This is a genomic window from Algorimicrobium bowmanii (assembly GCF_054031195.1).
The window spans coordinates 2,006,483-2,032,394 of sequence record NZ_CM132929.1 but is presented as its reverse complement, the minus strand read 5'-3'; the positions used below and the strand labels follow the sequence as shown (position 1 = coordinate 2,032,394).

At 34.2% G+C, this 25,912-nt stretch carries 14 protein-coding genes and 1 tRNA gene; 7 read left to right on the top strand and 8 right to left on the bottom strand.

Annotated features, from left to right (window positions below; genetic code table 11):
- Positions 1-4: 4 nt before the first annotated feature.
- Positions 5-787, bottom strand: coding sequence for a Rossmann-like and DUF2520 domain-containing protein (locus ACW5R3_RS08965; RefSeq protein ID WP_456576672.1), 783 nt, complete (start codon positions 785-787; stop codon positions 5-7).
- A gap of 184 nt (positions 788-971) precedes the next feature.
- On the opposite strand from ACW5R3_RS08965, the gene ACW5R3_RS08960 reads away from it, so the two are divergent.
- From ACW5R3_RS08960 to mscL, 3 genes are all read left to right on the top strand, one after another.
- Entirely contained in the window at positions 972-1,376 is a 405-nt protein-coding gene (locus tag ACW5R3_RS08960) for a group III truncated hemoglobin (protein ID WP_456576671.1), read from the top strand.
- A gap of 124 nt (positions 1,377-1,500) precedes the next feature.
- The gene (gene ccsA, locus ACW5R3_RS08955; protein ID WP_456576670.1) at positions 1,501-4,713 is read left to right on the top strand and encodes a cytochrome c biogenesis protein CcsA; all 3,213 of its coding nucleotides are present in this window, start codon (positions 1,501-1,503) and stop codon (positions 4,711-4,713) included.
- A gap of 12 nt (positions 4,714-4,725) precedes the next feature.
- Complete coding sequence (gene mscL / locus ACW5R3_RS08950) at positions 4,726-5,178, top strand: large conductance mechanosensitive channel protein MscL (RefSeq protein WP_456576669.1); 453 nt, start codon at positions 4,726-4,728, stop codon at positions 5,176-5,178.
- Here mscL and ACW5R3_RS08945 read toward each other — a convergent pair.
- Positions 5,173-5,544 (bottom strand): hypothetical protein, encoded by a 372-nt coding sequence (locus tag ACW5R3_RS08945; RefSeq protein ID WP_456576668.1) that lies wholly within the window; start codon positions 5,542-5,544, stop codon positions 5,173-5,175. The two genes, mscL and ACW5R3_RS08945, sit on opposite strands and share 6 nt — an antisense overlap.
- Before the next feature lie 190 nt (positions 5,545-5,734).
- Between ACW5R3_RS08945 and ACW5R3_RS08940 the strand changes: the two genes are divergently transcribed.
- The 4 genes from ACW5R3_RS08940 to ACW5R3_RS08925 all read left to right on the top strand — a co-directional run bounded on the left by ACW5R3_RS08940 (position 5,735) and on the right by ACW5R3_RS08925 (position 8,238).
- On the top strand, positions 5,735-6,886 hold the full coding sequence (locus ACW5R3_RS08940) for a trans-sulfuration enzyme family protein (RefSeq protein ID WP_456576667.1): 1,152 nt from the start codon (positions 5,735-5,737) through the stop codon (positions 6,884-6,886).
- Between the two features lie 2 nt (positions 6,887-6,888).
- Positions 6,889-7,611: a bacillithiol biosynthesis deacetylase BshB1 gene (gene bshB1 / locus ACW5R3_RS08935; protein WP_456576666.1), complete on the top strand. Its 723-nt coding sequence runs from the start codon at positions 6,889-6,891 to the stop codon at positions 7,609-7,611.
- Positions 7,612-7,670: 59 nt separating this feature from the next.
- A tRNA-His gene (locus tag ACW5R3_RS08930) sits at positions 7,671-7,746 on the top strand.
- 219 nt (positions 7,747-7,965) lie between these two features.
- The gene (locus ACW5R3_RS08925) at positions 7,966-8,238 is read left to right on the top strand and encodes a hypothetical protein (protein WP_456576665.1); all 273 of its coding nucleotides are present in this window, start codon (positions 7,966-7,968) and stop codon (positions 8,236-8,238) included.
- Between the two features lie 143 nt (positions 8,239-8,381).
- Here the strand turns inward: ACW5R3_RS08925 and ACW5R3_RS08920 are convergent, their stop codons facing one another.
- From ACW5R3_RS08920 to ACW5R3_RS08895, 6 genes are all read right to left on the bottom strand, one after another.
- Positions 8,382-9,932 carry a M28 family peptidase gene (locus tag ACW5R3_RS08920; RefSeq protein ID WP_456576664.1) on the bottom strand — a complete coding sequence of 517 codons (1,551 nt, stop codon included), beginning with the start codon at positions 9,930-9,932 and terminating at the stop codon, positions 8,382-8,384.
- A gap of 114 nt (positions 9,933-10,046) precedes the next feature.
- A complete protein-coding gene (locus ACW5R3_RS08915; protein ID WP_456576663.1) occupies positions 10,047-11,084 on the bottom strand; it encodes a M28 family metallopeptidase in 1,038 nt (345 codons plus the stop codon).
- Between the two features lie 50 nt (positions 11,085-11,134).
- Positions 11,135-11,467, bottom strand: a complete 333-nt coding sequence (locus ACW5R3_RS08910) for an FUSC family protein (RefSeq protein ID WP_456576662.1) — start codon at positions 11,465-11,467, stop codon at positions 11,135-11,137.
- 7 nt (positions 11,468-11,474) lie between these two features.
- The gene (locus ACW5R3_RS08905; RefSeq protein ID WP_456576661.1) at positions 11,475-12,254 is read right to left on the bottom strand and encodes a DUF3108 domain-containing protein; all 780 of its coding nucleotides are present in this window, start codon (positions 12,252-12,254) and stop codon (positions 11,475-11,477) included.
- A 143-nt stretch (positions 12,255-12,397) separates the two neighbouring features.
- Positions 12,398-13,339, bottom strand: a complete 942-nt coding sequence (locus ACW5R3_RS08900) for a PorP/SprF family type IX secretion system membrane protein (protein WP_456576660.1) — start codon at positions 13,337-13,339, stop codon at positions 12,398-12,400.
- A gap of 68 nt (positions 13,340-13,407) precedes the next feature.
- Complete coding sequence (locus ACW5R3_RS08895) at positions 13,408-25,908, bottom strand: T9SS type B sorting domain-containing protein (RefSeq protein WP_456576659.1); 12,501 nt, start codon at positions 25,906-25,908, stop codon at positions 13,408-13,410.
- Between the last annotated feature and the right edge of the window lie 4 nt (positions 25,909-25,912).

Sequence of the window (25,912 nt, the reverse complement as noted above, 5' to 3'; positions counted from 1 at the left end):
TATTTTACTTTTCGGTGTTAGCTGCTGGATAAACACCTTGCGTTTTTTTTATTGAGCTAGTTAATAATTTATAAATTGCTTGATGTTGCTCACTTTCAAGTAATTTTAAATGTTTTTTAATTGTTTTTTTGTCGTTACGCTTTGCGGGCCCCGTTTGGGCTAGATAAGGAGAAATAGTCTGAACTTTATTCGCTGTTTCTAGTATAAGTGGTTTTAAAATATCGAATTCTACACCTTCAGATTCTGTTATTTCATGAGCAACACGATAAAGTTGATTGGTGAAATTATTAACAAAAACAGCCGCTAAATGTAAGGCGCGACGTTGGTCACTATTAACTTTATAGGTTTGGCAGCCTAAATTATCACCTAAAGATTTTAGTAATGGGGCATTTTTTTTACCAATAGTTTCAATGCAAATAGGTACAGTTTCTATAGGAATAGGTACATCCTTGGAAAAGGATTGTAAAGGGTAAAATACACCACGCTTATTTTTTTTATCTAAATCATAAACACTGACACTACCAGAGGTATGAACAACAAACCGATCTTCAAAAGGTAATGCTTTTGATATATCAGCTATGGCATCATCGCTAACAGCTATTATATATATGTCAGCAGGTTTTAACTGTGTTAAATCGTCAATCGTATCGACTTCAGATTGAAACATAGCTAATTTTCTAATATCCCGATTGTACCATTGCGTAACAGAAATGTTTTCAGCTTTTGTAAAAGCTTTGTATAGATGAGTGGCAACATTGCCAGCTCCGATAATAGTTGTTGTAATCATAAGGCGAAAATACACATAATTATAAAAATATTTTAAAGGGTTTTAGTAATAATTTTTAAATATAAAGGGTGTCATTCTTAAAAGATTGTCTTGCCGATATATATTTAGTTTCTAATACGAGAAATGTAAGATATTGATACTAGATATAGAGCTGTAAAGTTCTGTAATTGTTGTAAATTAGCATATGAGAAAAAATATTGAAACACGTGATGATGTATTTTTATTAGTATCATCATTTTATGATAAAGTACGATCTGATGAGTTTTTAGGACCTTTTTTTAATAAGGTAATTACCGATTGGGATGCACATATTGAGCGTTTGACTACTTTTTGGGAAAGTAGCTTATTCATGGGGCGGAAATTAGACAAAAAATATATTGGTAACCCACTTGAGGTACATGTGAAAGTTGATGAAGAAAATAACCATGTTATTTCAGAACATCATTTTGGTGCTTGGTTAAACTTGTGGTTTGAAACGATCGATTCGCATTTTGAGGGAGATATAGCGGATAAAGCAAAAAGACGCGCTAGAAAAATGGGAACCTTTTTGTATTTAAGTATCTTTCAAGCAAGACCATCAGCGACTTAGGTTTTTCTATTAATTATAGCAAGGCTTCCAATCAAAAAGATATCTATAAAAGTCTTGATTTATTTGCTATTAATTATAAAACAAAACCTTAAATTTGCACAATTCAATTTTTGAGTCTCAAGTTATGCAAAATAAACTCGCTAAATTCCTTTTTTCAACCCGATTAACGTCTGTATTATTTATTGTTTTTGCTGCTGCTATGGCAATTGGCACATTCATGGATGCTGGTCAGGAAACATCGCCAACACCATATACCCGTAACCTTATTTATAATACGTGGTGGTTTGAGGCTATCATGATCATTTTTGTAATTAATTTTATTGGTAATATTAAACGCTACCGTTTATGGCGTAAAGAGCAGTGGGCTACATTAACATTGCATTTATCGTTTGTTCTTATTATTCTAGGGGCTGGTATTACTAGGTATATTGGTTTCGAAGGAATGATGGCTATTCGTGAAGGCGAAACCGAAAACACTTTTCTTTCTCAAAAAACATATATCACAGCCTATATAGATGGAGATTATATGGTGGATGGAATGGCACAGCGCAAAATAGTAGAAGAAGAAGTTGATTTTTCTCCACGTTTGGACAATGATTTTACATATAACACAGATTATGATACGCAAGATGTTTCTTTTGAATTAGAAAAATTCATTGGTGGTGCTGAACTAGATGTTATTCCTGACGAAACAGGAGAACAGTACTTAAAAATAGTTGAAGCTGGTGATGGTATGCCTCATAATCACTTTTTAAAATCAGGTGAAGTTCAGAGTATACATAACGTGCTGTTTTCTTTAAATAATGAAGTGGATGGCGCTATAAATATTAATTATACAGATGATAATCTAACTATCAACTCTCCTTTTGATGGTGATTATATGACTATGGCAACCGGAAAAACAGGGGTGTTAGTTAAAGATAGTATTCAGCCTTTAGTATTAAGGTCTCGATATATTATTGGAAATATGACTATGGTATTTCCAAAACCTGTAGTTAGAGGTAATTTTGATATTGTAAAGAAATCTCAAATGCTTCGTGGTGATGAAGATGGTGTGGTTTTAAAAGTAACTTCGGGTGGTGAAACAAAACGTGTTAAGCTATTAGGAGGTCCAGGATATAGTAAGCCTTTCGAGCAAGTAAAAGTAGGCGGTTTAGATATCGCCGTAAAGTATGGTTCAAAAGTTTTAGAACTCCCTTTTAGTATTAAACTTAACGATTTTATTGCTGATAAATATCCAGGAACAGATAATAGTTATTCTGCTTTTGCTAGTGAGGTTACTATTCTTGATAAAGAACAAGGCGATTTTGATTATCGCATATTTATGAATAATATTCTAGACCACCGTGGTTATCGCTTTTTTCAATCTGGCTTTGATCCAGATGAATTAGGTACCAAGTTATCTGTAAATCATGATATGTTAGGAACATGGGTTACTTATATAGGATATATTTTATTGTATTTAGGACTAATGGCTATATTATTTGATAAAAACACCCGTTTTGGAGCTTTAGAAAAACAACTAACAGCTATTAAAAAGAAAAAGGTTAATAGGCTGAAAAACAAAGGAGCAGCGTTATTAATTTTAGCAGGTACTTTAACTGGTTTTGCTCAAGGACACGGGCCTAATGACGGTCATGACCATACAAGTTCTAGACCTTCTAAGACGCAAATCGATTCGGTTTTAAAAGCCAATATTACACCTAAAGAACATGCTGATAAATTTGGACATATAGTTATTCAGGATATAGGAGGGCGTATGATGCCTGTAAATACATTTGCTTCTGAAATGCTTAGAAAATTAAGTAAGCATGACAGCTATGAAGATTTAGATGCGAATCAGATATTTCTTTCTATTCACGAAAGTCCTTTATTATGGTATAACGTACCAATTATATATTTGGCTCCACAGAAAGGAGATTCAATCCGTACACTTATTGGTATTCCTAAAGATCAAAAATATATTGCTTTAGTAGATTTCTTTACTCCTGATGGTAATTATAAGTTGGCACCATACTTAGAAGATGCCTATAAAGCTCAAATTCCAAGTGGTATTCAAAAAGAGTTTAAAGAAACCGATCAGCGTGTTAATTTATTATATAATACGATTGATGGTTATGCTTTACGAATATTCCCTGTTCCGGATGATGAGAATAATAAATGGATTTCATCGGTAGAATTTAGACGCGATGGTTATCGTGAAAGCATTCAAGATACCCTTTACGGTAACTTTATTAATAATGGATTTAGTGCTTATTTAATGACGTTGAATAATGCTAAAAAAACAGGTGATTATTCGCAAGTAGAAGATATCTTAACATCGTTTACCAAAACACAGAAGAAGTATGGCGGGGAAGTGATGCTTTCTGATAAAAAAGTAAAAACAGAAATACTTTATAACCATTACGATATTTTTAAAAACCTATTTAGTTGGTATATGTACGCTGCAACTTTAATGTTCATCGTATTAATTATACAAATTTTTAAAGAAGATAATAAAGCAATTAATATCTCTGTAAACGTCTTTAAAGTTATAGTTCTGTGTTTATTTTTACTACACACAGCTGGTTTAATTGTACGTTGGTATATTTCAGGGCACGCACCTTGGAGTGATGCTTATGAGTCTATGATTTATGTTGCATGGGCAACTATGTTTTTCGGGTTAGCGTTTGGAAAACGTAGCGATTTAACTATTGCAGCTACGGCCTTTGTAACCGCTATAATATTAATGGTAGCACATTGGAACTGGATGGATCCTGCTATTGCTAATTTGCAACCTGTATTAGATAGCTATTGGTTAATGATACATGTTGCAGTAATTGTTGCTAGTTACGGACCTTTTACCTTAGGTATGATTTTAGGTGTTGTGGTTTTATTCTTAATGATTTTTACAACCAAAGAGAATAAAGATAAAATGCTTATCAATATTAAGGAGTTAACTATTATAAATGAAATGGCTCTAACTGTAGGCTTAGTTTTACTAACTATAGGAAACTTTCTAGGAGGTATGTGGGCTAATGAAAGTTGGGGACGTTATTGGGGTTGGGACCCGAAAGAAACTTGGGCTTTAATCAGTATTATGATATATGCTTTTGTTATACACATGCGTTTGGTTCCAGGACTACGTAGTCGTTTTGGCTTTAATTTAGCCTCTATAATTGCTTTTTCAAGTATTATGATGACTTATTTTGGTGTTAACTTCTATCTAGCAGGTTTACATTCTTATGCTAGTGGTGATCAAATTGTAAGTGTGAAGTTTATAGCTATTGCTTTTGGTATTGTTGCTGTATTAGGATTTTTTGCCTACAGAAAATACGCTAAATATTATAAAAAATAAAGCAAGGTTATTGTGAAGTTTATAAAGGAGTTTAAAGAGTTTGCCGTTAAAGGTAATATGATGGATATGGCCATCGGTATTATTATAGGAGCGGCATTTAATAAGTTAGTAGATGTTTTAGTTAAACAAGTGCTACTACCTCCTTTATCTTTGTTAGTAGAAGGTGTAAATTTATCTGATAGACGTATTATTCTTCGCAATGAAGTAATTGATGCAGCTGGAGATATAACTACAGACGAAGTTGCCATTGGTTATGGTGCTTTTACGGAAGCCTTTTTAGACTTTATGATTGTAGGTCTAACAATATTTATAATTGTTAAATTTATGAATCGACTACGTAATAAGTCTCACGACCCAAAAAATAAAGCAGTTAAAACACCAAAGGACATAGAGCTGCTCACCAAACTAACAGGTTTGATGGAAGAACAAAACAACTTATTAAAGTCTAGTAAAAAAGATTTATAGCTTAATAGGATTTTTATCCATATTTAAATCGTCAAGCATATCTTGCGTGAATTTGTAATGACCACGACGAGTAATAATTCTAAACCGATGATCTTTCATTCGTGTAAGAACATCTAAAAAGCGCCATTTAGATTTTAATAGAATAGGCTCTTCAGATTTTAAACTGATTTCAAAATAGTGCTTTCTACCAGCTTTTTCTGCCACAATATCTGGTGTTATTGTTACATCCGAACCTTTTTTGTGGTAAGATTTCGGTGTTTCATAGCCATCTACGTCAGCACGGATATTATCATATCCCAGATTTTCTAAATAGCTTAAGGATTCTTTTAAAAATGTTGCGTTTTCTTGTCTTTCAGTTGTAGTCATAATTGTAAATATAGTTAAAATTTTGCGGGTTTCATTGAAATTCATGTTAAAATATTGATTTACAAGGTGCTACTCTAAGGGTTTTTCTTTCTTGGTTATTTAAATTATTAAAAAAATTAAAAATGCGCTATTATCGTCATAGTCAAGCCCTAGATTATTTGTAATTTGCTACTTTAATAAATAGAATTTTATGAAGGATTCCCAATACGGTATTAATACCATTTGTACACATGTAGGTGATGTTGTAGACAAGCAATTTAAAGGGGCTGTTTCTCCAATTTATATGGCAACATCTTATGAGTTTGATGAAGTAGATGTTAAGAGATATCCGCGGTATTTTAATACACCGAATCAAGAACATTTATCGCAAAAAATTGCTGCTTTAGAACATACAGAAAGCGGATTGATTTTTGGTTCTGGTATGGCTGCATTAAGTGCTTTATTTTTTTCATTTTTAAAATCAGGAGATCACCTGGTGGTTCAGAATACACTGTATGGAGGAACGAGTAACTTTATACGTGAAGAGTTTCCAAAATTTGGTATCGAGTTTACGTTTACCAATGGCTATGATATAGCAGATTTTAAGGATGCCATTCAACCGAATACAAAACTTATTCATATAGAAACGCCGTCTAATCCATTATTAACACTTACAGATATTCAAGCGGTTTGTGATTTAGCAAAATCGCAGGAAATTCTTACTAGTTGTGATAATACTTTTGCTAGCCCTATAAATCAAACACCAATAGATTTGGGTGTGGATATTGTTATGCATTCGGCTACTAAATATTTAGGTGGTCATAGTGATATTTTAGCAGGTGCTTTGGTAGGGTCTGAAGCGTTAATAGGTGACATATGGCATGTAGCCAAAAATTTTGGAGGTAATTTAAGTGAGATTACAGTATGGATGTTAGAACGCAGTATTAAAACTTTGGCCTTACGCGTTAAAGCACAAAGTAGAAATGCTAAGAAACTAGCTAAATATTTAGAAAAGCACCCACTTGTTAAAACGGTGTATTATCCGGGACTTAAATCCCACCCGCAGTATCCATTAGCAAAAAAGCAAATGCATGGATTTGGAGGTATGCTATCTTTCGAACTTCAAGACGGTTTAGAGGCTTTAAAGTTTCAAAAAGAATTAAAGCTAATAAAATCATCTATGAGTTTAGCTGGTGTTGAAAGTACCGTCCTTTCTCCTTATTTAACATCACATGCTTTGTTATCTCAAGAGGAGCGTGATGCAGTAGGAATTTCAGATCAATTAATTCGGTTTTCAGTAGGGATAGAATCTAAAAAGGATTTAATAACAGATTTAGAACAAGCTTTTAAAAAAATACAATAATTATGAAGTTAGATATTTTAGCCATAGGTGCGCATCCTGATGATGTAGAATTGGGCTGTGGCGGTACCATTGCTAAAGAGATTGCAAATGGTAAAACAGTAGGAATAATAGATTTAACACGAGGGGAATTAGGAACCCGTGGTACAGCTAAAACACGAGATGCAGAAGCAACCGAAGCAGCAAAAATATTAGGAGTTTCTGTACGTGAGAATTTAGGCTTTGCTGATGGCTTTTTTCTAAATGATAAAGCTCATCAAATTGAAATAATAAAAATGATTCGTAAATATCAACCTGAAATTGTGTTGTGCAATGCGGTTACAGATAGGCATATTGATCATGGAAAGGGGAGTAGTGCTGTTAGTGATGCTTGTTTTTTGAGTGGATTAATTAAAATAGAGACGTTTTTAGACACTGAAACTACCGCTCAGAAACCATGGAGACCAAAGCAAATTCATCATTATATTCAATGGAAGTACCTTGAACCGGATTTTGTAGTAGATATTTCAGATTTTATTGAAAAAAAATTAGAGGCTGTTTATGCGTATAAAACACAGTTTTTTGACCCTAAAAGTAAGGAGCCAGAAACACCTATTTCAAGTAGGAATTTTACTGATAGTGTGGCATATAGGTCTCGAGATTTAGGTCGTATTGTAGGCGTAGATTATGCCGAAGGTTATACGGTAGAACGTTACCCTTGTGTAAATAGTTTGTTTGATTTGAAATAATTTTTCAAAAATAGTTTGCCAGAAATAGGAAATCAATTATATTTGCAGCCTATTAAAATGGTGGTTGTAGCTCAGCTGGTTAGAGCATTGGTTTGTGGTACCAAGGGTCGCGGGTTCGAATCCCGTCTTCCACCCAAAATTAGAAAGCCTTTCAGATATCTGAAAGGCTTTTTTTGTGCACTTTATTTCGTTTTATCTAAGGAAATTTAAATCATTTACACGCACTGATAAGCTACATTCCTTATTATATTAGACTCATATTTTTTTGTTAAAAATTTAATGGGATTTTATGTTCGGTTTATTATTTGTTAATTTAGTTAAATAACTGCGTTAGCGCTTATAAATAAATTCCCTATGAGTAAATTAACTAATATTAAATCTGATATTGAAAAGTATGCAGAATCATCTAATTATACGGCTTTACAAATAGTTGAAAAATTAGAAAAGCATTTTTTTAATAAGAAGGTCAACGAAAATTTAAAACTGTATAAAAAAGGACAGAAAAAAGTGAGTGAAATTACTAAGGATTTAAAAATTTCACCTAGAAAGTTTTATGCAATTTTAGAAACTAAAAATATTACCCACAAAAAGTATAATAAGAATAAGGAAACGGAGAGTCAAAACTAATAATGTCTTAATCTTTAGTGTAAGTACTTAAATGAAGCTCTTAGTGTGTATTAGATGAAGTTTTTAATAATACAATAGAGGTAAAATAAAAAAGCCTTTTAGAAAGATCTAAAAGGCTTTTTTATTTAGGTGAGATAATTCTGTTATTCAGCAGCTTTATCTACAACTATACGGTTTCTACGATTTGCTAGTTCCCAAGCAGTATAGAATACTAAACGTGTTCTGTTTTCTAATAAATCGTAACGGATTTTATCTGGTGTATCACTTGGTTTGTGGTAATCAGCATGTGTTCCGTTAAAATAAAAGATTACAGGAATATTATTTTTTGCAAAATTATAATGATCAGAACGGTAGTAAAAACGATTAGGATCGTTTTCAGCGTTAAATTTATAATCTAAATCAATATTCATATAAGTTTGATTCATCTCTTCAGAAATATTGTGTAATTCTGTACTTAATTTATCACTACCTATTAAGTATATATAGTTGTCATTTCCTTCTCGTGTTGGATCTGTACGTCCAATCATATCTATATTTAAATTAGCAACAGTATTTTCTAAAGGAAATAAAGGATCTATATCTGTATAGTAACGCGATCCTAATAAACCTTTTTCTTCTCCGGTAACGTGTAAGAATAATATAGAACGTTTAGGTGCATGTCCATTTTTTATAGCCGTTTTAAAAGCTTCTGCTATTTCTATAAGTGCAACAGTTCCCGAACCATCATCATCAGCACCATTATAAATTTCGCCATTTTTAACACCTTCATGATCTAAATGAGCTGAAAGCACGATAATCTCATCTGGTTTTTCTGAACCTTTTATAAATGCAGCAACATTCTCAGACATAATTTGTTCTGAATTGTTCTTGTAGTCTAATTGCATAGCTACATTTAATGTTTCTGTTTTTGTAGCTGTTTCAATGCTAGGCATAATCGCTTTTGCTAAATCGGTATTAATTAAAAAGTAATACATAGTTTCTTTATCACCTTTTAAAGACATTCTACCGCTTGATCCACCAAATCGATTTGCAGCCATACTGTATATTTCAGGATTATAAAATAATACAGCAGCAGCTCCTTTTTCTTTAGCAATATCGCGTTTAGCGGAAAATTCATTTCTAAAATTAGACCAGTTAGAGCTTTCTGTAGTACCACTAATTACGTAGTTTCCTTCGGCATCTTTAGGCTCACCCGACTTAATTAAAACAACTTTACCTGTAACATCTAAATTTTCATAGCTATTATAGGCATCATCTTCAATTCCATAATCAACAAACACGACATCATTAGTATTTAATGAACCGCTATTTACCGAGTTTACAGAAACAAAATCATCTATAATTGTAAAATCCTTACCATTTACTGTCAATGATACTTGTGGTGCTTTTGAAATTTCTAAAGGCACTTCTTGAAAGTAGTCTCCGTCAGATTTTGCTGCAGAAACCTCAAGGTTTTCATATTGTTTTTTTAAATATTCTACAGCCAATTTCTGACCTTTAGCACCTGTTAGGCGACCTTCAAATTCATCGGAAGCATAGGTGTAAAGCATATCCTTTAATTCGGCAGAAGTAATAGTGTTACCGTATTCTATAGGGTTTGCAGGTTTTTGTGTTTTTGTGGTATCTCTTTTTTGAGTAGTTCCACAACTAAATGCTAATAAGGAAGCACTTAATAGAATGACTGATTTTTTCATGTGTACGTAATGATATTTATTTGATGTAGCGTTAAGCTACTTTTGCTATAATACGAAAAACCCCGCATTTTGGTAGAAAAGGGCTTTTTATTTTAACAAATTTTAACAAGCAATTTATATGTCTTTGTTATGTATTAGTAGGTCTTCTTTATTAGCTAAATACCACGCTGTGATAAAAATTAATTGGGTGCGTTTCGCTAATAAATTGTAGTTAATTTTATCTGCCGTATCGGTATGTTTATGGTAGTCTTCGTGAGTGCCATTAAAATAGAAAATAACAGGAATATCATTTTGGGCAAATTTATAATGGTCAGACCTGTAATAATAGCGATTAGGATCTGATTTTTCATTGAAGGTGTAATCTAACTCTATATTGAAAAACTGCGAATTAATTTTTTCGGAAATAAAATGTAATTCTTTACTTATTCTATCGGAGCCAATTAAATACAGGTAGTTGGGATTGTCTTTGTGTTTTTCGTCTATGCGTCCAATCATATCAATGTTCAAGTCGGCTATTGTATTGTGATGTTCAAAAATGGGGTTTTCAATGTAGTATTGAGAACCATATAAGCCTAATTCTTCACCTGTAAGGTGTAAGAATAAAATACTTCGCTTAGGTCTAAATCCGTCTTGAGCGGCTAATTTAAATGCTTGAGCTATTTCCATAATAGCCGTTGTTCCTGACGCGTTATCATCGGCACCATTATAAATTTCACCATTTTCAATACCTAAATGGTCTAGGTGTGCCGAAATTATTAATACCTCATCTGGTTTTTCTGAACCTTTAATATAGGCTAGGACATTTTCTGAGCTTTTTATGTTCTTCGGTAAGAATGTTGCTGGTACGGTTTGAAAGTACGTCGAATCGTTAAGAGGGGAAGCTATTTTTTCAGTTTTATAGAAATTTTCTAAAAACTGAACCGCTTTTTTTTGTCCAATTTCGCCTGTTTTTCGACCTTCAAATTCATCCGATGCATAACTATATAAGTGTGTTTCTAACTCTTGAGGTGTTATTGTATGAGCATAGTGAGTCATTGCTACGCTATCTGTAAATTGAATATTATTTTTAATGTTTTCAATTTTGGAAGAATAACGTGTTGTTGCGCATGAACCTATTAAGGTTAATACAGATACGATAAGGGTTGCTTTCATTTATAAGGATATAAAGCTTAAAAAAGAGTTCATGTATAAAAGTAAACAGATTATTCCATATCTATTTCCAAACCTTCCAATTCTTCAATAGCTTCTTCTTCAGATTGTTGTTCTGTTTCTATAAGCTCTTCGGTATTTCCAACTTCTGAAGTGTTGAATAGTGCTTTATAAGTAGCTAGCGATAAAGCTATAATTATAAGCAGCATAGCAAGTTTAGCACTGTGATTGGGTTTTTCTTGTTTGTTGGATAAGTAAAAACTTATTAATGCAAAAATAAACCCACATACGGCTGGTATGAAAGCCAAATTAGAGAGAGGTAACACTGAAAGGATAACGGCAAATATAGCCGCAATTAAACTTAAAATTATAAATAGTTTTCTCATAATAGGATTAATGTTTTAGGCCAGTAGCAGATTTAATCCGTAATTCGCCGTTTCCAACAGCAATTTTAAATTTAGCAAATACGGGTATTTTATTGGCGTCTGCAGTTAACCATAGTAAGTTATTGTTAGTTCCTTTAAGGACATCACTGTTATTGACAGCTATACTTAATTTATGACATGTTTTGTTCCCCAAACTTGTATTGATGGATTCGGTACCTAAATAAGTTGCAGTTATTTTAAATTCGGTATTATCAAAAACGACCATTAAAGGAAACTGGGTTCCGTTACTAGCTTCAGATAAATTAAGGTTTCTTATTTTATAGATAGTCGTAACAATATCAGCGGTGTTGTTGCCAAAATTTATGTTTTTTTTCTCTTCCCAAATACCACCATCACTTCGTTTCTTTTTCTTAATGCTTTCAATCGTATTTGTTTTATGAATGTATTTGTATTGCATAAACTTATAATAGCCACCTTCATTAATATCGCGTTTGTATAAATAAGGTTTTAATGTGGTTGGACTTACGTAGCTCTCATATAAATCACGAATTTTAAAAAAACTATCCCATTTACTATAGGTTGTAGCTGTACATTTTAATTGTAATAATGTGGCTTTTGATGTTTTAATGGCATTAGTAGCCATTGTTACCTCAGCAAGGTCTGTCATAATCCCAGACATATTATAAGCTGCTGTAAATTTTAATGTCTCGTTATTTGAAATAGCTGTGTTTTGAGAAAAGCTAGTTTGGCTTATTACAAAACAAAATAAAAGATATAAATAGCGCATAATAGATATTTAAAGATAGTTGAAACATTTATTGTGCCGAAAATACAACGGATTGTAAAATAATACTAATTAAATATGCTGACAAAAAAATAAGCCATAAGGTTTTGCAACATTATGGCTTATTAAATAAGTAAGTTTATAGCTTACAGTGCGCAACGGCAATTGCTAATTCCTTGAAAGATATCAACTCCAATAGTAATCATATGTGTACCACTGTTGTTGTCTATTAAATCGTTTGTTATAACTTGGTAGGAGTAGGCAAAGTAAAAGTTAGAAACTTTAACTCCTGCCATAGGACCTATATTTAAAGGTTCCATGATTTGATCGTTTAAAAAACGATAACTCAAGCCTGCCCAATAATAGTTCTCACCACTTAGCATTCTAAATTTTAAGTTTAAATCTGTAGTTGAACGTCCATCACTTTCAAAATATTGAATATAAGCTGACGGTTCTACTTCAAAGTCACTTTTCCCTCCTTGATTAAAAATATAACCTGTGTACAACTGGTAGTTTCTAAGTTTTCCGGGTTCTTTAATATCAAATTTATTTAGATCTTTATTTAACAAATTGCTAGCTGTAAGACTTGCATAAAAGGACTCTATACGGTATAAGAAAGACACATCAAAATTATGGTTTGTCAATCGTCTATCATCTTCAATTGAGCTATCCATAACATTAAAATTAGATATATCAATTTGAAAGATATTCATGTTATAAGACATACCAAAAGAAAGAAATTGATCTTTATTGTTATTTAACGTTAAATGATGTGCAAATGATGCCCTAAATCCACGTTGTTCTGTGTAGCCATTTTTATCATTATATAAAAACAAACCAACACCAGAACGTTCTCCTAAACGCATATCGGCTGCTAGTGATTGCATATCTGGGGCATCTTTAATGCCAACCCATTGTGTGAGTCCATTGGCTCTTATTTTTACAAAATCGCCAATTCCTGCATATGCAGGTGATATAACAAATGGGTTATCTGCTAAATATTGGGTGTATGTGGGTATTGTTAATTCTTGGGCGTAAGTAAAAACGGCACCAAGCAATAACAGGGTAGTTAAGTATAAGTTTTTCATAGTTGTAGGTTTAAAAACTTTGTTAAATCGTGCCATAAGCATTTGGGTACTTATGGCACGGTATGGGTTTATCTATATAATGTAAAATGTCCAACAAATTCACGATCGTCCTCAGGATTCCCTAGTTTAATTATGTACCAGTAATCACCAGTAGGTAATGGGTTTCCTTCATATTCACCATTCCAGGCTTGTCCAGCGCGTAAATTAGCTACAACACGTCCATGTCTATCATAAATAAGAGTTCGAATATCTGGGTAATTGTTTGTATTTGTTGGAGACCATTCGTCATTTTCACCATTTCCGTCAGGAGTGAATACGTTTGGAATTTCGATGTTAACAAATGTAACAGGTATTTGACGTTCAATTTCACACCCATTAGCATCAATCACAAGAATTGTAATAGTTCCTGATTGGTAATAGGTATAAATATTATCGGAGCCATTATCAGTACCATTAAAATAATAGGTGTAACCACCAGCACCACCTGATGCTGTAGCTGTTATTTGATTGATATCTGTTTCTTCAACAGTCAAGCCAAGAGGAATAACGGTTTCAATAAAGAAACTAACAGTTTCCAAACAGCCAGATGTGTTATGCATGATTTCTACTTCATGCTGTCCAGCACTTAATCCTGAATAGATATTAGTAGTTTGACCAGCACCACCATCTAAGAAATAGGTAACATTGTTGCTTACTGTAGCGTCTACGGTTATTTCAACGCGGTTATCTTCACATAAGTAAGTTACTTCTGCATTAGCGTCAATAAATGTAGGCTCCTGTAGACTAACTTCTAAAGTGGTTTTACAACCATTAGCATCTTTTACATAAACGGTATATGTTTCTCCGCCATCTAAATTATCAAAGATGTATTGATCTTGGATATAGTTGGTTTCAGTGTTTAAACTTGTAAAATATGGTGGTGTTCCAGCACCCGACGGTATATCGATTTCAATAGCGCCATTGTTATCATCAATACACAGTTCTTCGTAAACAGTTACTAATGTGGCTTGAAGTGCATTGGGCTCTGAAACAGCAACATCTTCTTCTACATAACAACCTGTTGTGTCGTAAACTCGTATAGTATAGTTGCCAGCAGTTAAGTTGTTGAATACATTACTTGTTGTTTGAACAAAGTTAGGTGATATAGCATAGGTAAGGTTATTGCTGCCTCCAGATGCTATTACCGAAATACTTCCAGAGCTATCACCGTTACATAGTACGTTAGTAGCTGATGTTGTTAAGGTAACAGGAGGTAGGTTGTTTATCGTAAAATCTACTGTGTCTATACAGCCGTTAATATGCTGTACATAAATAGTATGATTACCATTAGCTAATCCTGTAAACACATTAGAGCTTATGTAGCTAATGCCATCTGTACTAAATTGTACATCGTTTGTTAAAGCACTATTTACAGAAACAGTTACCTCATTACTAGAGACATTATTTAAGCAAATATCCGAAACTGATATAGTTGCTTGAATATCCATACCATTATCAATAGAATAGGTTATTGGTGTTATATCACAACCATTAGCATCTCGAACATAAACGGTATAAGTCACGCCGCCATCCAAATTGGTAAAATTAAAGGCGTCTTGTGTGTAATTTGAACCATCCAAACTTGTAAAATATGGAGCAGTTCCACCACTAATTGAAACGGTTAATGCTCCATCAGATACATTAAGGCACGTTTCAGGAGTTCCAGAAACCGTAGCCGTTAGTACACTTGTAGGACCTGATACTAGTATGTTAGTGATATTTACTTCACAAGTAATTGAATCCTTTACAAGTACATCATAAGTTCCTACCGATAAATTGCTAAATACATTATTGGTTTGGAAATTATAATCTGGTGAAATAGCATATTCTAAAGTACCTGTCCCACCTGAAGCGGTTACTGTAATTTCACCCGAAGCATCTCCAAAGCACAAAACGTTGGTGGTTGCTATGGCACTTGCCGTTATTGGGGTTAAATTATCAATTGTAAAGTTAATAGGTTCAGTACAACCATTTATATGCTGTATATAAACCGTATAATTTCCAGGTACTAAATCTGTAAACGTATTAATAGTATCGTAGTTTATGTTATCTAAACTATAAAGTACGTCATTTACCAATGTTGGATTTACAGAAACAGAAACATTATTTCCAATAGTATTTGCAGAACAAGTGTCTGTAATAGAAACAGAACCCTGAATTTCCACACCTTCATCTATTGTGAATGTAACTGGTGTTATATTACAACCATTATCATCTTGAACATAAACAGTATACGTCTGACCTCCATTTAGGTTATTGAAGTTAAACACATCCTGTGTGAAATTAATGCCATCTAAACTCGTGAAATAAGGTGGTGTTCCCCCAGTTACGTTTATAGTTATTGAGCCATCTGTTTCGTTTAAACATGTTTCAGGTGTACCCGATACAGTTACTGATAGCGCTGCGCTAGGTTCATCAACAAGAATGTTGTTAATGCTTACTTCACATGTAATGGAATCTCTAACCAATACAGTGTAAGTTCCTGCTGTTAAGTTATCAAAAACATTTCCTGCTTGGAAATTATAATCAGGCGAAATAGCATATTCAATAGTTCCTGTTCCTCCAGTAGCAGTGATCGTTATTTGTCCTGAGGCTTCACCAAAACATAACACATTGGAAGTTGTTGCAGCACTAGCTGTAATTGGTAATAAGGCATCTATAGTAAAATCGACAGTTTGTGTACATCCATTTGTATGTTGTACATATGCTGTGTAATTTCCTGCGGCTAAATCTGTATAAACATTATTAGCATTAAAGGTTATATTATCTAAACTATAGGATACAGCGCCTAAAACATCGGCGTTTACACCAATAGTTACAATGTTACCTGGTGTGTTTGAGTTACAAGTAGTTTGTATGTCTACAGTAGGAATTACTGTTACTGCTTGAGGCATGTAATACTCTAAAGGAGGGTTTACATAACAGTTATTCGAATCTACTATGTAGATTTGATAAAATGTATTACCACTTAAGTTTGTAAAAGTATATTGGTTTCCAGTTACAGGAATAAAGTTTGTATTATCTAAACTTACCAAGTATGTTCCCGAACCGCCAGTAATATCAAATGTTATACTTCCATTAGCATCATTTAAACATAATTCATTTGAAATAGGTCCCAATGTAGCTTGTAAAGGGTTAGGTTCTATAATTTCAATTTCAAAAGTTTGGAAACAACCATTTTGATCTTGAGCAATCACATCATAGGTTCCTGCACTTAAGTTGTTAAAGACATTTGAATCATGAAATTGATTCAAGTTAGGTGAAATAGCATATTGAATTATACCTGTTCCTCCAGAAGCATTAACAGTTATGCTACCATCAGTTAAACCAAAACAGCTTATATCATTTTTAGTTGTGTTAACTACTAATGGATTTGGATCTATAATGGAAATCGCTTGCGAAGTACCAGTACAATCAACACCGCTATAAACAAGTACCTCATAGTTTCCTGCAGCAACACCTGAAAATGTGCCAGCAGTTTGTGGACCTTGTACGGTTGTATTTGTATCGGTGTCTACCAGTTCATAAGTATAGGAGCCTAGACCGTTTGTTGCAAGTGCTACAATTGTTGCATTTGTTCCTCCGCTACAGTTTATTGTAGTACCTGATAAATCTAGATTTACAACAACTGGAATAACAGGGTCAATAGTAACTTCGTTTGTAAGTGTTGCATTACAACCGTTAGCATCTTGAATATAATATTGATATGTTCCTGGAACAACATCAAATGAATTTGTAGGATCTAATGGTACGAAAGTGACACCATCTGTACTAAATGTATATGGTGGTGTTCCGCCAGTTGCTTCAATATGAATTGTAGCATCATTGCTACATGTAGCCGTATTTATAACCGTTACAGTTCCTAGAGCAACATCATTAGGTTCTGTTATTGTTACTGGGTTTGTTGTACCTGTACAAGTCCATGAGTCACTTATTATTACATGGTATGTACCTGCTGCAATATCCGTGAAAATAGGATTTGATTGCGGACCTGAAGTAGCACCTGTAGTGTTATTAACTAACGTATACAAATAATCAGAACCAGACCCTCCGGTAACACCACTAACTGTGAGTGTTGCGTTTGCATCATTCAAGCATAGGAGTGTTGTAGTCGAAGCGGTAAGTGTTCCACTAATTGGAGTAGGAGTTGCTAACGTTTCAGTAGTAGAAACGACGCAACCATTTGCATCCCTTATACTGATGGTATAGGTTCCAACTGTTAAATTTGTAAAAGTATCAACATCTGACCAGGCAGAAATAACGGTAGCACCTAATTCTAATTGATATTCATAAGGAGCTCCCCATCCTAAACTACCGCTAGCAGATATGGTTCCATCATCTGCAGTACTGATACAGGTAATAGCTGTGCTTGTAACGTCTAAGCTTAAAGCAGAAGCAGGTTCGGTAATTGTGAAATTAATGGTGGTTGGACAGAATGGAGAATTTGTTAGCGTAGCATCAACAGTATAAACACCGCTTGGCAATCCATTAACTGTTAGTGGTCCTGCATCTGGACTATTACCGGAATTAATTGTAATGCCATTACTATCCATTATTATATAATCAAAAGCACCAGCATCATCAGTAGGTGTGGTATTCTGATCTATAAATAAAAGTTCAACACTTCCGTTGTCCGCACCGAAACAAGTTACATTTGAAAGCACTGTAGCAGTAACTTCAAATGTGTTAGGATCTGTAACGTAATGTACATCTTCAACTAAACAACCTGTGTCAAGGTTTTCAACAAGAATTTGATAGTTACCTATACCTAATCCACTAAAAGTAGCTGATGTTTGTGTAGAATTATAGGTGTTACCATTTAAGCCAATAACACTATAACTAAGGTTTGTAGGTGTTGCACCATTAAAATTAGCATTTATTGTTATAGTCTCATCTGTAATACAATCTATAGGACTGTCAACCGTAATGGTTGGTGAGAGTAATTCACTATATGGATTTATCGTTGCGGTAGTAGACCCCATACAGCCATTGTCATCATATACATTTATTGTATATAATCCACCCACTAAATTAGTCTCCGTAAAAACATTATTAGATCCGGCCTGTAAAGTTATGCCCGATTGGATAAACTCATAATTAATAAAAGTTCCTGAACCACCAGTAACACCATTTACAGTTATAGTTGCGTTATTAACAGAGTTAGTGTTTGTTGTACAAGCAAAATTTATAACTGTAGCTGCTAGCACCGAAATAGCGTTAGGCTCTGTTATTGTAACCGTTTCAGTAGTAATACATCCGCGACCAGAAGTTACTACTACTGTGTAAGTACCTGCTGGTAAGTTTGTAAATGTATTATTGGCTTGTGGTGCTACAACTATAGGAGCTGTAATTTCAAAAGTATAATTCGGATCGGTATTACTACCTGTTAAATTTACAACTATTGTACCGTTTGAATCTCCATTACATGTAACATGTGTTGCAACAAGATTAATGCTAGGTAAATTAGGTGTTTCTAATGTTGTAGGAATACTAAATGTACATAAGGTCGTTGTATCGGTAACCGTTATGGTATAATCTCCAGCAGGTACATTTTCAAATGTATTACCGGTTAATACAATTCCAACTTCTGCAGGAACTATGGTATAGGTATAATTTCCAGAACCACCATTTGCATTAACTGTTATAATACCATCTGAAGTACCACAATCAGGATTAGCCGATAAACTAGTAGTTGAACTTCCTGTTAATGGAGGTAATATATCTAAGGTTTCAGTGGTTGTACAACCATTAGCATCTTTTATTATAACCGTTTGTGTACCAGAATTTAATCCTGTAACTGTAAACGAGTATGACGCATCTTCAGTATAAGTATTAAAAGCTGATCCGTTAATACTATATGTAAATGGTCCAACACCAACGCTGTTATCGCGAGTAATTATCATGCTGAAATTTCCTTCATCATTACATATGGCTGCCGTATCTAATGTTACATTAAATTCTGGAGGCGTATCTGTCGGAACAAAAATGCTTGTCATTTGAATACATCCATAAGCATCTTTAATGTACACATCATAATTACCGCCTTCAACTTGGAATGTGTTATTAGATGCACCTGTCCACGTTGTTGCAGTAGGAGCAGCATCACCAGCATTATTCAGTTGAAATTCATAAGGAGGTGTTCCAAACTGTCCTGTTGCAGTTATAATACCCGCATTTAATTCACAAGTATCATTAGCTGTAAGATTAGCGCTAATACTAGTTAAATTTGTTGATTCTGTTATATTAAAATCAATAGAAGCTACAGAACAAGCATCATAGGAACCACCAATTTCAGATAGTAAAATATAATACTGTCCGGGAGCTAAGTTACCAATGTTATTGACACTCATAGCAGCACCTGATAAAGGTGATATGGTGCCACTTAAAGAGGTTGTTGTATTTGATTGGTAGTTGAATATTTCGTAATAAACACCAGTAGCTCCCGTGTCGTAATTATCTATAGTGAAACTAATGTTCCCATCAGCTTGACCAGTACAATTAACATTGTTTATCTCATCTAAGCTTACTGTTAAATTAGATAGTGAACTAATAGGACCGGTTGCTGTTTCAAAATAGTAACAGTCATTAGTCATGTCATGAACTACAAATGTGTATGTTACACCAGGAGTTAAACCTGTAAAAGTAGAAACTTCCGGTGTTCCTGAATCGGCATTTTGATAATTATCAGAATAAGGCGGTGTATTGTATTCTAATACTGCAAATTGATAGTTACCACTACTAACTATTGGTGTAACTGTTATTACTGCAGTTCCTCCAGTACTACAATCGGCTGTAAGAGCTGAGATATCAATTATTAGATTGTTAGGAGGTGAAGCGATGGTTACATTTTCAGTAATTACTGAACAACCATTGGCATCTATAACTTCTACAGTATAGATTCCATAATTAATAATTGTGAATACATGACTCTCGCCACTTGCTGTAGTTGTGTAACTATCAGTATAACCAAAATTATTTGATATATAATATGTGTATTCAGGTGTTCCACCAGTAACTCCATCAATAGTAATGGTACCTGTTGAGGTTCCTCCAGAGCTGTCACAAGTTATATCGACTTTAGTTACGTTATAAGATATTGGGTCTGGTTGACTAATAGTTGTATTAGCTATAACCACACAGGCATTAGCATCAGTAATTGTAATGGTATAATTACCTGCTTCTAATCCTGTTGTTTGTGAATTATAATCCGTTCCTGTTGTTGTGTTCTCAACTGTTATATCATATGGAGGTAAACCACCAGAAGGTGTAACAGTTAAGGCACCATTTGTATCTCCAAAACATAAGTTGTTTTGTGTTACAGTTACAGTTGGTGTATTTAAAACAGGTAAGGCATTTATAGTTGTCATGGATGTTTCAACTGTACAACGTAAGGCATCTGTAATTAAAAAGGCATAATCACCGTCTGAATCTGTATTGTATATAAATGCATTTCCTGTAACAGTTATATTTCCTGAAAAAGGAGCCGCATTATAAGAAACATCATATGTATAAGGCGCTAACCCTCCAGCTATTGTTACTAATATTTGAGCGTCTGGAGAAGCCGAACAGTCTAGGTTTTTAGTTAGGATAGCATTACTTACTAACTCATTTTCTATATTTTGACTTATAGTAATTGCTTCACAACCAGAAGCATCTCGAACATCTATAGTGTAATTTCCAGGAGTAAGATTTGTAAATGTTGAACTTGATTGATAAGCACCACCATTTAAACTATAACTGAATGGAGGTGTTCCATTAGTTACTGAAACCACAATTGTAGCTAAGTTGTTAGTGTCGTAACAAATATCAGAAGTAGTATCAATACTAGCAATTGGAGCAGTAGGCGCTATAATATTAATTAGGGTGTCAATTGGGTCTTGACATCCATTTGCATCTTGAACAACGACCATATAATTACCTGTTGGAATATTATTAAAGTTTCCACTTGTTTGAAATGGATAAATAATAGTTCCGAATTCATCTTCTAATTGAAATTGGTAATTCGGTGTTCCATTGGTAGCAGTGGCCTCAATACTTGCACCCGTTAAACAGGTTGCAGGTGTACTGATACTTGCTGAAGCAATTAAAGCTGTAGGTTCAGAAATTTCTTGTACAAAATCGAAGCTACATGTTGAAGCTGAATCATCATAACGGATGTCTATATCGTAAGTAGCACTAGCAAGCCCTGTAACAATAACAGGGGATGTTGTTGAATTTATCCAAGTTGTTCCACCATCTAATGAATAGTCGAAACCATACGGTAATTCGAAATTTTCAGCAGCAATAGTAAATTGACCATCCGATGCACCTGAACAAGTTACATCAGTAGCGTTTAATACTTGAGCAGAAAAAGCTTGATTAGAATCAATTACAATAGGGAATTCAACTTCGGAAATACAAACAATAGGAATTTGATAAACATTAATATCATCAATAGCGGCATCATTTCCACCATAAACAATACTTCCAGAACGTATTTGAAAAGTTAAAGACGTGGTATTGCCAGGGTTTAATGATACAGATTTTAATTGCCAATCATCTACAGTGTTATCTACAATTCCGGTTGCTTCCGATGCTATAACATTACCACTAGTATCAACTAATTCCAATATAAAATCGGGATCAGCCCCACCAACACCAACTCTTAGTAGGTTGGCTAGGTATAAATCGACTAATATTTCTTGGTTAGGTAATACGTTTTCAATTGGCTTACTATATAAAATACCATTAGGACCTGCTGCAGAGCCAATATTTATAGCAAGAAATCGGCCATTAGGGTTAGTTCCATTTGATGTGTGATCACGATACGGATGCCAAGCAGGATTATTAGGAACAATTGCACTTGTTACTGCGTACTGATTATCTTCTAAACGAGGATTATTGGTAGGCGAGCAAAGTGACGGGAAAATTGTTTGATCATGAAAACAATATGCAGAAGCAATACCTGGTGTTGTAGTATTTCCTCCTTCACCAAAATCTTCAAATAATAGATTACTATAAGTTGGAATTGTTCGGTTTTCATATTGTACGGTAATAGTGTGATCTCCACTTGGTACGTTAACAAAAACATTATCTGGTACGTTAGTGTTTTCTACACCATCTAAAATGTATGTGTAATCGAAATCTCCACCATTATTATTTACAGTTACTGTAGCATTTCCTGTTCCATCACAATTGAATTCTGTATTTCCAATATCAATAGTAGGAGGTGTAGGAGCTGGGTCTATTGTTACTTCCATAGGGAAGACACAACCATTAGAATCTTGTATATATAGCGTATAAGTTCCGGGTTGTAAATAGGCCTCATTGCTTGAGTTGTAAGTGGAGCCATTATCAAAACTATATTGATATGGAGGTATACCTCCTTGAGGATTTGTTATTCTAACACGACCTTCTCCTGCAGGACCACAACCAGCTAATTCTGATACACCTCCAGAAGCCGTTACTGCTTCGGCAGGTTGTGTAATAGTTACTGTTTGTGGTGTAGATAAACAATTTTCGCCATTTAATGAGTATTGTACTACTGTTTCATAAGTTCCAGCAGATAGGTTTGAAAATAAAGGATTACTACTAAAGGTTACGCCATTATCTACGCTAAATAGAATGGTGTATCCATTAGAATCGGTAACATTAAAATTAATTTCAGCACTAGATTCCCCGTAGCATAATATATCTGTATTAGTAACATTAAAGCTTGGTTCATTTAAAGCTTCCATAGTTATTTGGGTGGTTACTGAACAATTATTGAAATCGATAACTGTAATATCATATATTCCTGGTGCCGTAACTGTGTATTCCGGTACAGTTTGGAAATCTGTCGTACTATTAATGTAGTAATAATATGGCGGCGTACCACCATTTGCTACTATCGTAAATTCGCCATCCGAGCAAGTTATAGCTTGTGTGATATTTGTATTTACGGTTAATGGATCTGGCTCTACAAGTGTTGTTGTTTCGGTATAAGTACAACCAGAGTCTGTTGTTGCATTTATAGTATAAGTTCCTGCGTTAAGATTTGGAAACGTATAATCGCTTTCAGCAATTGGTCCGACACTATTTATTATAGTTCCTCCTTGTAGTAGTTCATAATAATATTGTGGTGTAACATCATTCATTTGAATGGTGATACTACCTTGATCGCCTGCGCATAAAGGTTGATTAGCAATAACATCTACGGTAAAATCACGATCGCGAATTGGAATGTTTATAATAGTAAAAATGCAAGGGTTATTAACGCCAATAGGTCTGATGTGTACAGTATAATCTCCTGCCACTGTAATTGGAAAAACGTTAGATGTTTGATAAGGACCGCCAACACCACTAATACTATACTCGTAACCTGCAGGTACACCGTTAATGGTTATTTCGCCATCTGTAGAACAGATAATATCGCGGTGTATTTCAGTTGGTGTGAAAAGATTTTGATAGACATTGAAATAAAATTTTCTAAAACAACCGTTCTGGTACATGATAGTCAGTTGGTATTGACCAGCTGTTGAAACATTATATGATGCTCCAGTGCCAACTTCATTCCAGGTACATGTAGCATTGGTGTTTGGACAGTTTTCAGCAGATTCGCTACAACTTGTTTCATCAAGTAATTCCCAAGTAATACTTGTTGCATCAGTGATGTGTGTTTCTAGTAATAATTCATCTCCTGCACCACAAAGGAATATTTCAGGTAGTAACTCACCATTGGTAGGACAGGTTACTACTTGATTAGCATAAGGTGTAATAGGGTTTGGTAAATCGGCACCAAATAAAACCACATTTACTGTTTCAACAATTGAAACACAAGGTTGAGGTGCTGTATTTACACTTGTATATACTCCTGGTTGGGTAACTGTAATGGTTTGTGTATTACCAATAGGTGTTCCAGTATTTTCATCTCCTTGATACCATTGGTATGTTGTGTATCCATCTCCGGCAGTTAATTGTATACTACTACCACATAGCACTTCATCTCTAACAAAAGTACAACCATCTACATTTACTAAAAAATTAGTCGATCCAGGAGTTGGAAAGCCACAAATATCTATTTCAGAAACACTCGGGTCTTGATCGGCGACTACGTTTCCTGCAGTTTCACTACTATATGTTTGGTAAGCTTGATTTTGAATTACGTTAGAACAGGCATCACGTAATTGGTTACAATCCTCGATTACTTTAACGTGAATTCTAATTTCATAACTAGGATCGCCTTCCTCGATAAGGTTTTCTGGTATGGTAAATGCTAAAGCGTGTGCAATTGCATCGTATGTGTAGGTTACCCCAGGAGCCCCTGTTAAATCAACGTCTAAAAGGTTCACATTTATAGGTAAGACATCGGTAATTGTGTAGTTTATAGCATCATCATTACCTATGTTTTCAAATGTTAAGACATAATCAAGTTCTTGACCTAGTGTTACATCGCCGTTATTGATGTTTACACCAGCAGTATTTTCAACATTTTTTGTAAGGTTAATATTAGGTTGAATGATATCAACAGCAAACGCATTAAAATAGTAAAAATATACATCCTGTGTACTCCCAAGTCTTATAGTTGCAGCAGTATCGCCATTTGCTATAACATTGTTACCAGGATTAGGAATGTCTAAAATACCAGCATCAAACCCCAGAGTATTTCCACTATTAGGGGTTCTATTAGTAAACTCTCCTGCTAGGTTGGTAATTTTACTATTAAAAAAATTATTATTTGGACGCTCTGGTGTATTCATTGTATTACCATTTATTCTCAGGTAATCACCACTAATACGGTAGTCACCTTCAAGAGCAGAAAAAGCAAATTTAGCACGTACGGGTCCTATAGGAATTGTTCTAAACCCAGAAACAGGAACATCTAGGGTAGTTGCACCGCCAATAGCACTAAACCCATCGAAAGAAACGATAGCTTTACCTGGAAGCGCAGGATCTTCATAGACAACAAATAAAGACCATCCGCCACATAAACCTGTTCCCCCATGATAACCTAAACTAGATGTCATATTAGCTACAGTATAGGTCCCTGCAGGATCTGTAAGTCCTTGTATCATACTTGTAACATCGGCATAACAAGCATAAGGTTTGGATCCGTTGCTACCAATAGGTGTATTTTCGGCATCGTAAATAATTTCTCCCGTAATATCGTTATAACCACCTTCTGGTAGTTTTAATTTAATTTGATTTATAGGACTTCTATCCGATTCTTGATAAATAGCTCCCCAATATAAACCAGCGTATAATATACTATAACAGCTTCCTGGTGCTTCTAAGTTAGCATTACTGGAACTGAATGTAGTAGGGTCGCTATCGATATCAATATATTGCATATCGTAATCGGAGTTGTAATTCTGTGTTCCATTGTAGGGATCATTAGGATCCTTACTATTGGTATCTCGGTTAATAATATTATTACCGATTAACAAGATATCGCCTTTGGTGTCGGCATCAAACCGGGGCGTAAAAGGTTGGTAATTCTGTGCTATACCTGTATGGCATAGCATGGCTAATAATACACAAAGTATTATTTTAACATAAGTAGGGTTTTTCATAACT

Bases quoted from the DNA above. Each gene is read 5' to 3' on its own strand.
- ACW5R3_RS08905 (WP_456576661.1), bottom strand. From the start codon at position 12,254: ATGCGCTATTTATATCTTTTATTTTGTTTTGTAATAAGCCAAACTAGC.
- ACW5R3_RS08945 (WP_456576668.1), bottom strand. From the start codon at position 5,544: ATGACTACAACTGAAAGACAAGAAAACGCAACATTTTTAAAAGAATCC.
- ACW5R3_RS08900 (WP_456576660.1), bottom strand. From the start codon at position 13,339: ATGAAAAACTTATACTTAACTACCCTGTTATTGCTTGGTGCCGTTTTT.
- bshB1 (WP_456576666.1), top strand. From the start codon at position 6,889: ATGAAGTTAGATATTTTAGCCATAGGTGCGCATCCTGATGATGTAGAA.
- ACW5R3_RS08925 (WP_456576665.1), top strand. From the start codon at position 7,966: ATGAGTAAATTAACTAATATTAAATCTGATATTGAAAAGTATGCAGAA.
- ACW5R3_RS08965 (WP_456576672.1), bottom strand. From the start codon at position 787: ATGATTACAACAACTATTATCGGAGCTGGCAATGTTGCCACTCATCTA.
- ACW5R3_RS08920 (WP_456576664.1), bottom strand. From the start codon at position 9,932: ATGAAAAAATCAGTCATTCTATTAAGTGCTTCCTTATTAGCATTTAGT.
- ACW5R3_RS08940 (WP_456576667.1), top strand. From the start codon at position 5,735: ATGAAGGATTCCCAATACGGTATTAATACCATTTGTACACATGTAGGT.
- ACW5R3_RS08960 (WP_456576671.1), top strand. From the start codon at position 972: ATGAGAAAAAATATTGAAACACGTGATGATGTATTTTTATTAGTATCA.
- ACW5R3_RS08910 (WP_456576662.1), bottom strand. From the start codon at position 11,467: ATGAGAAAACTATTTATAATTTTAAGTTTAATTGCGGCTATATTTGCC.
- ACW5R3_RS08895 (WP_456576659.1), bottom strand. From the start codon at position 25,908: ATGAAAAACCCTACTTATGTTAAAATAATACTTTGTGTATTATTAGCC.
- ccsA (WP_456576670.1), top strand. From the start codon at position 1,501: ATGCAAAATAAACTCGCTAAATTCCTTTTTTCAACCCGATTAACGTCT.
- ACW5R3_RS08915 (WP_456576663.1), bottom strand. From the start codon at position 11,084: ATGAAAGCAACCCTTATCGTATCTGTATTAACCTTAATAGGTTCATGC.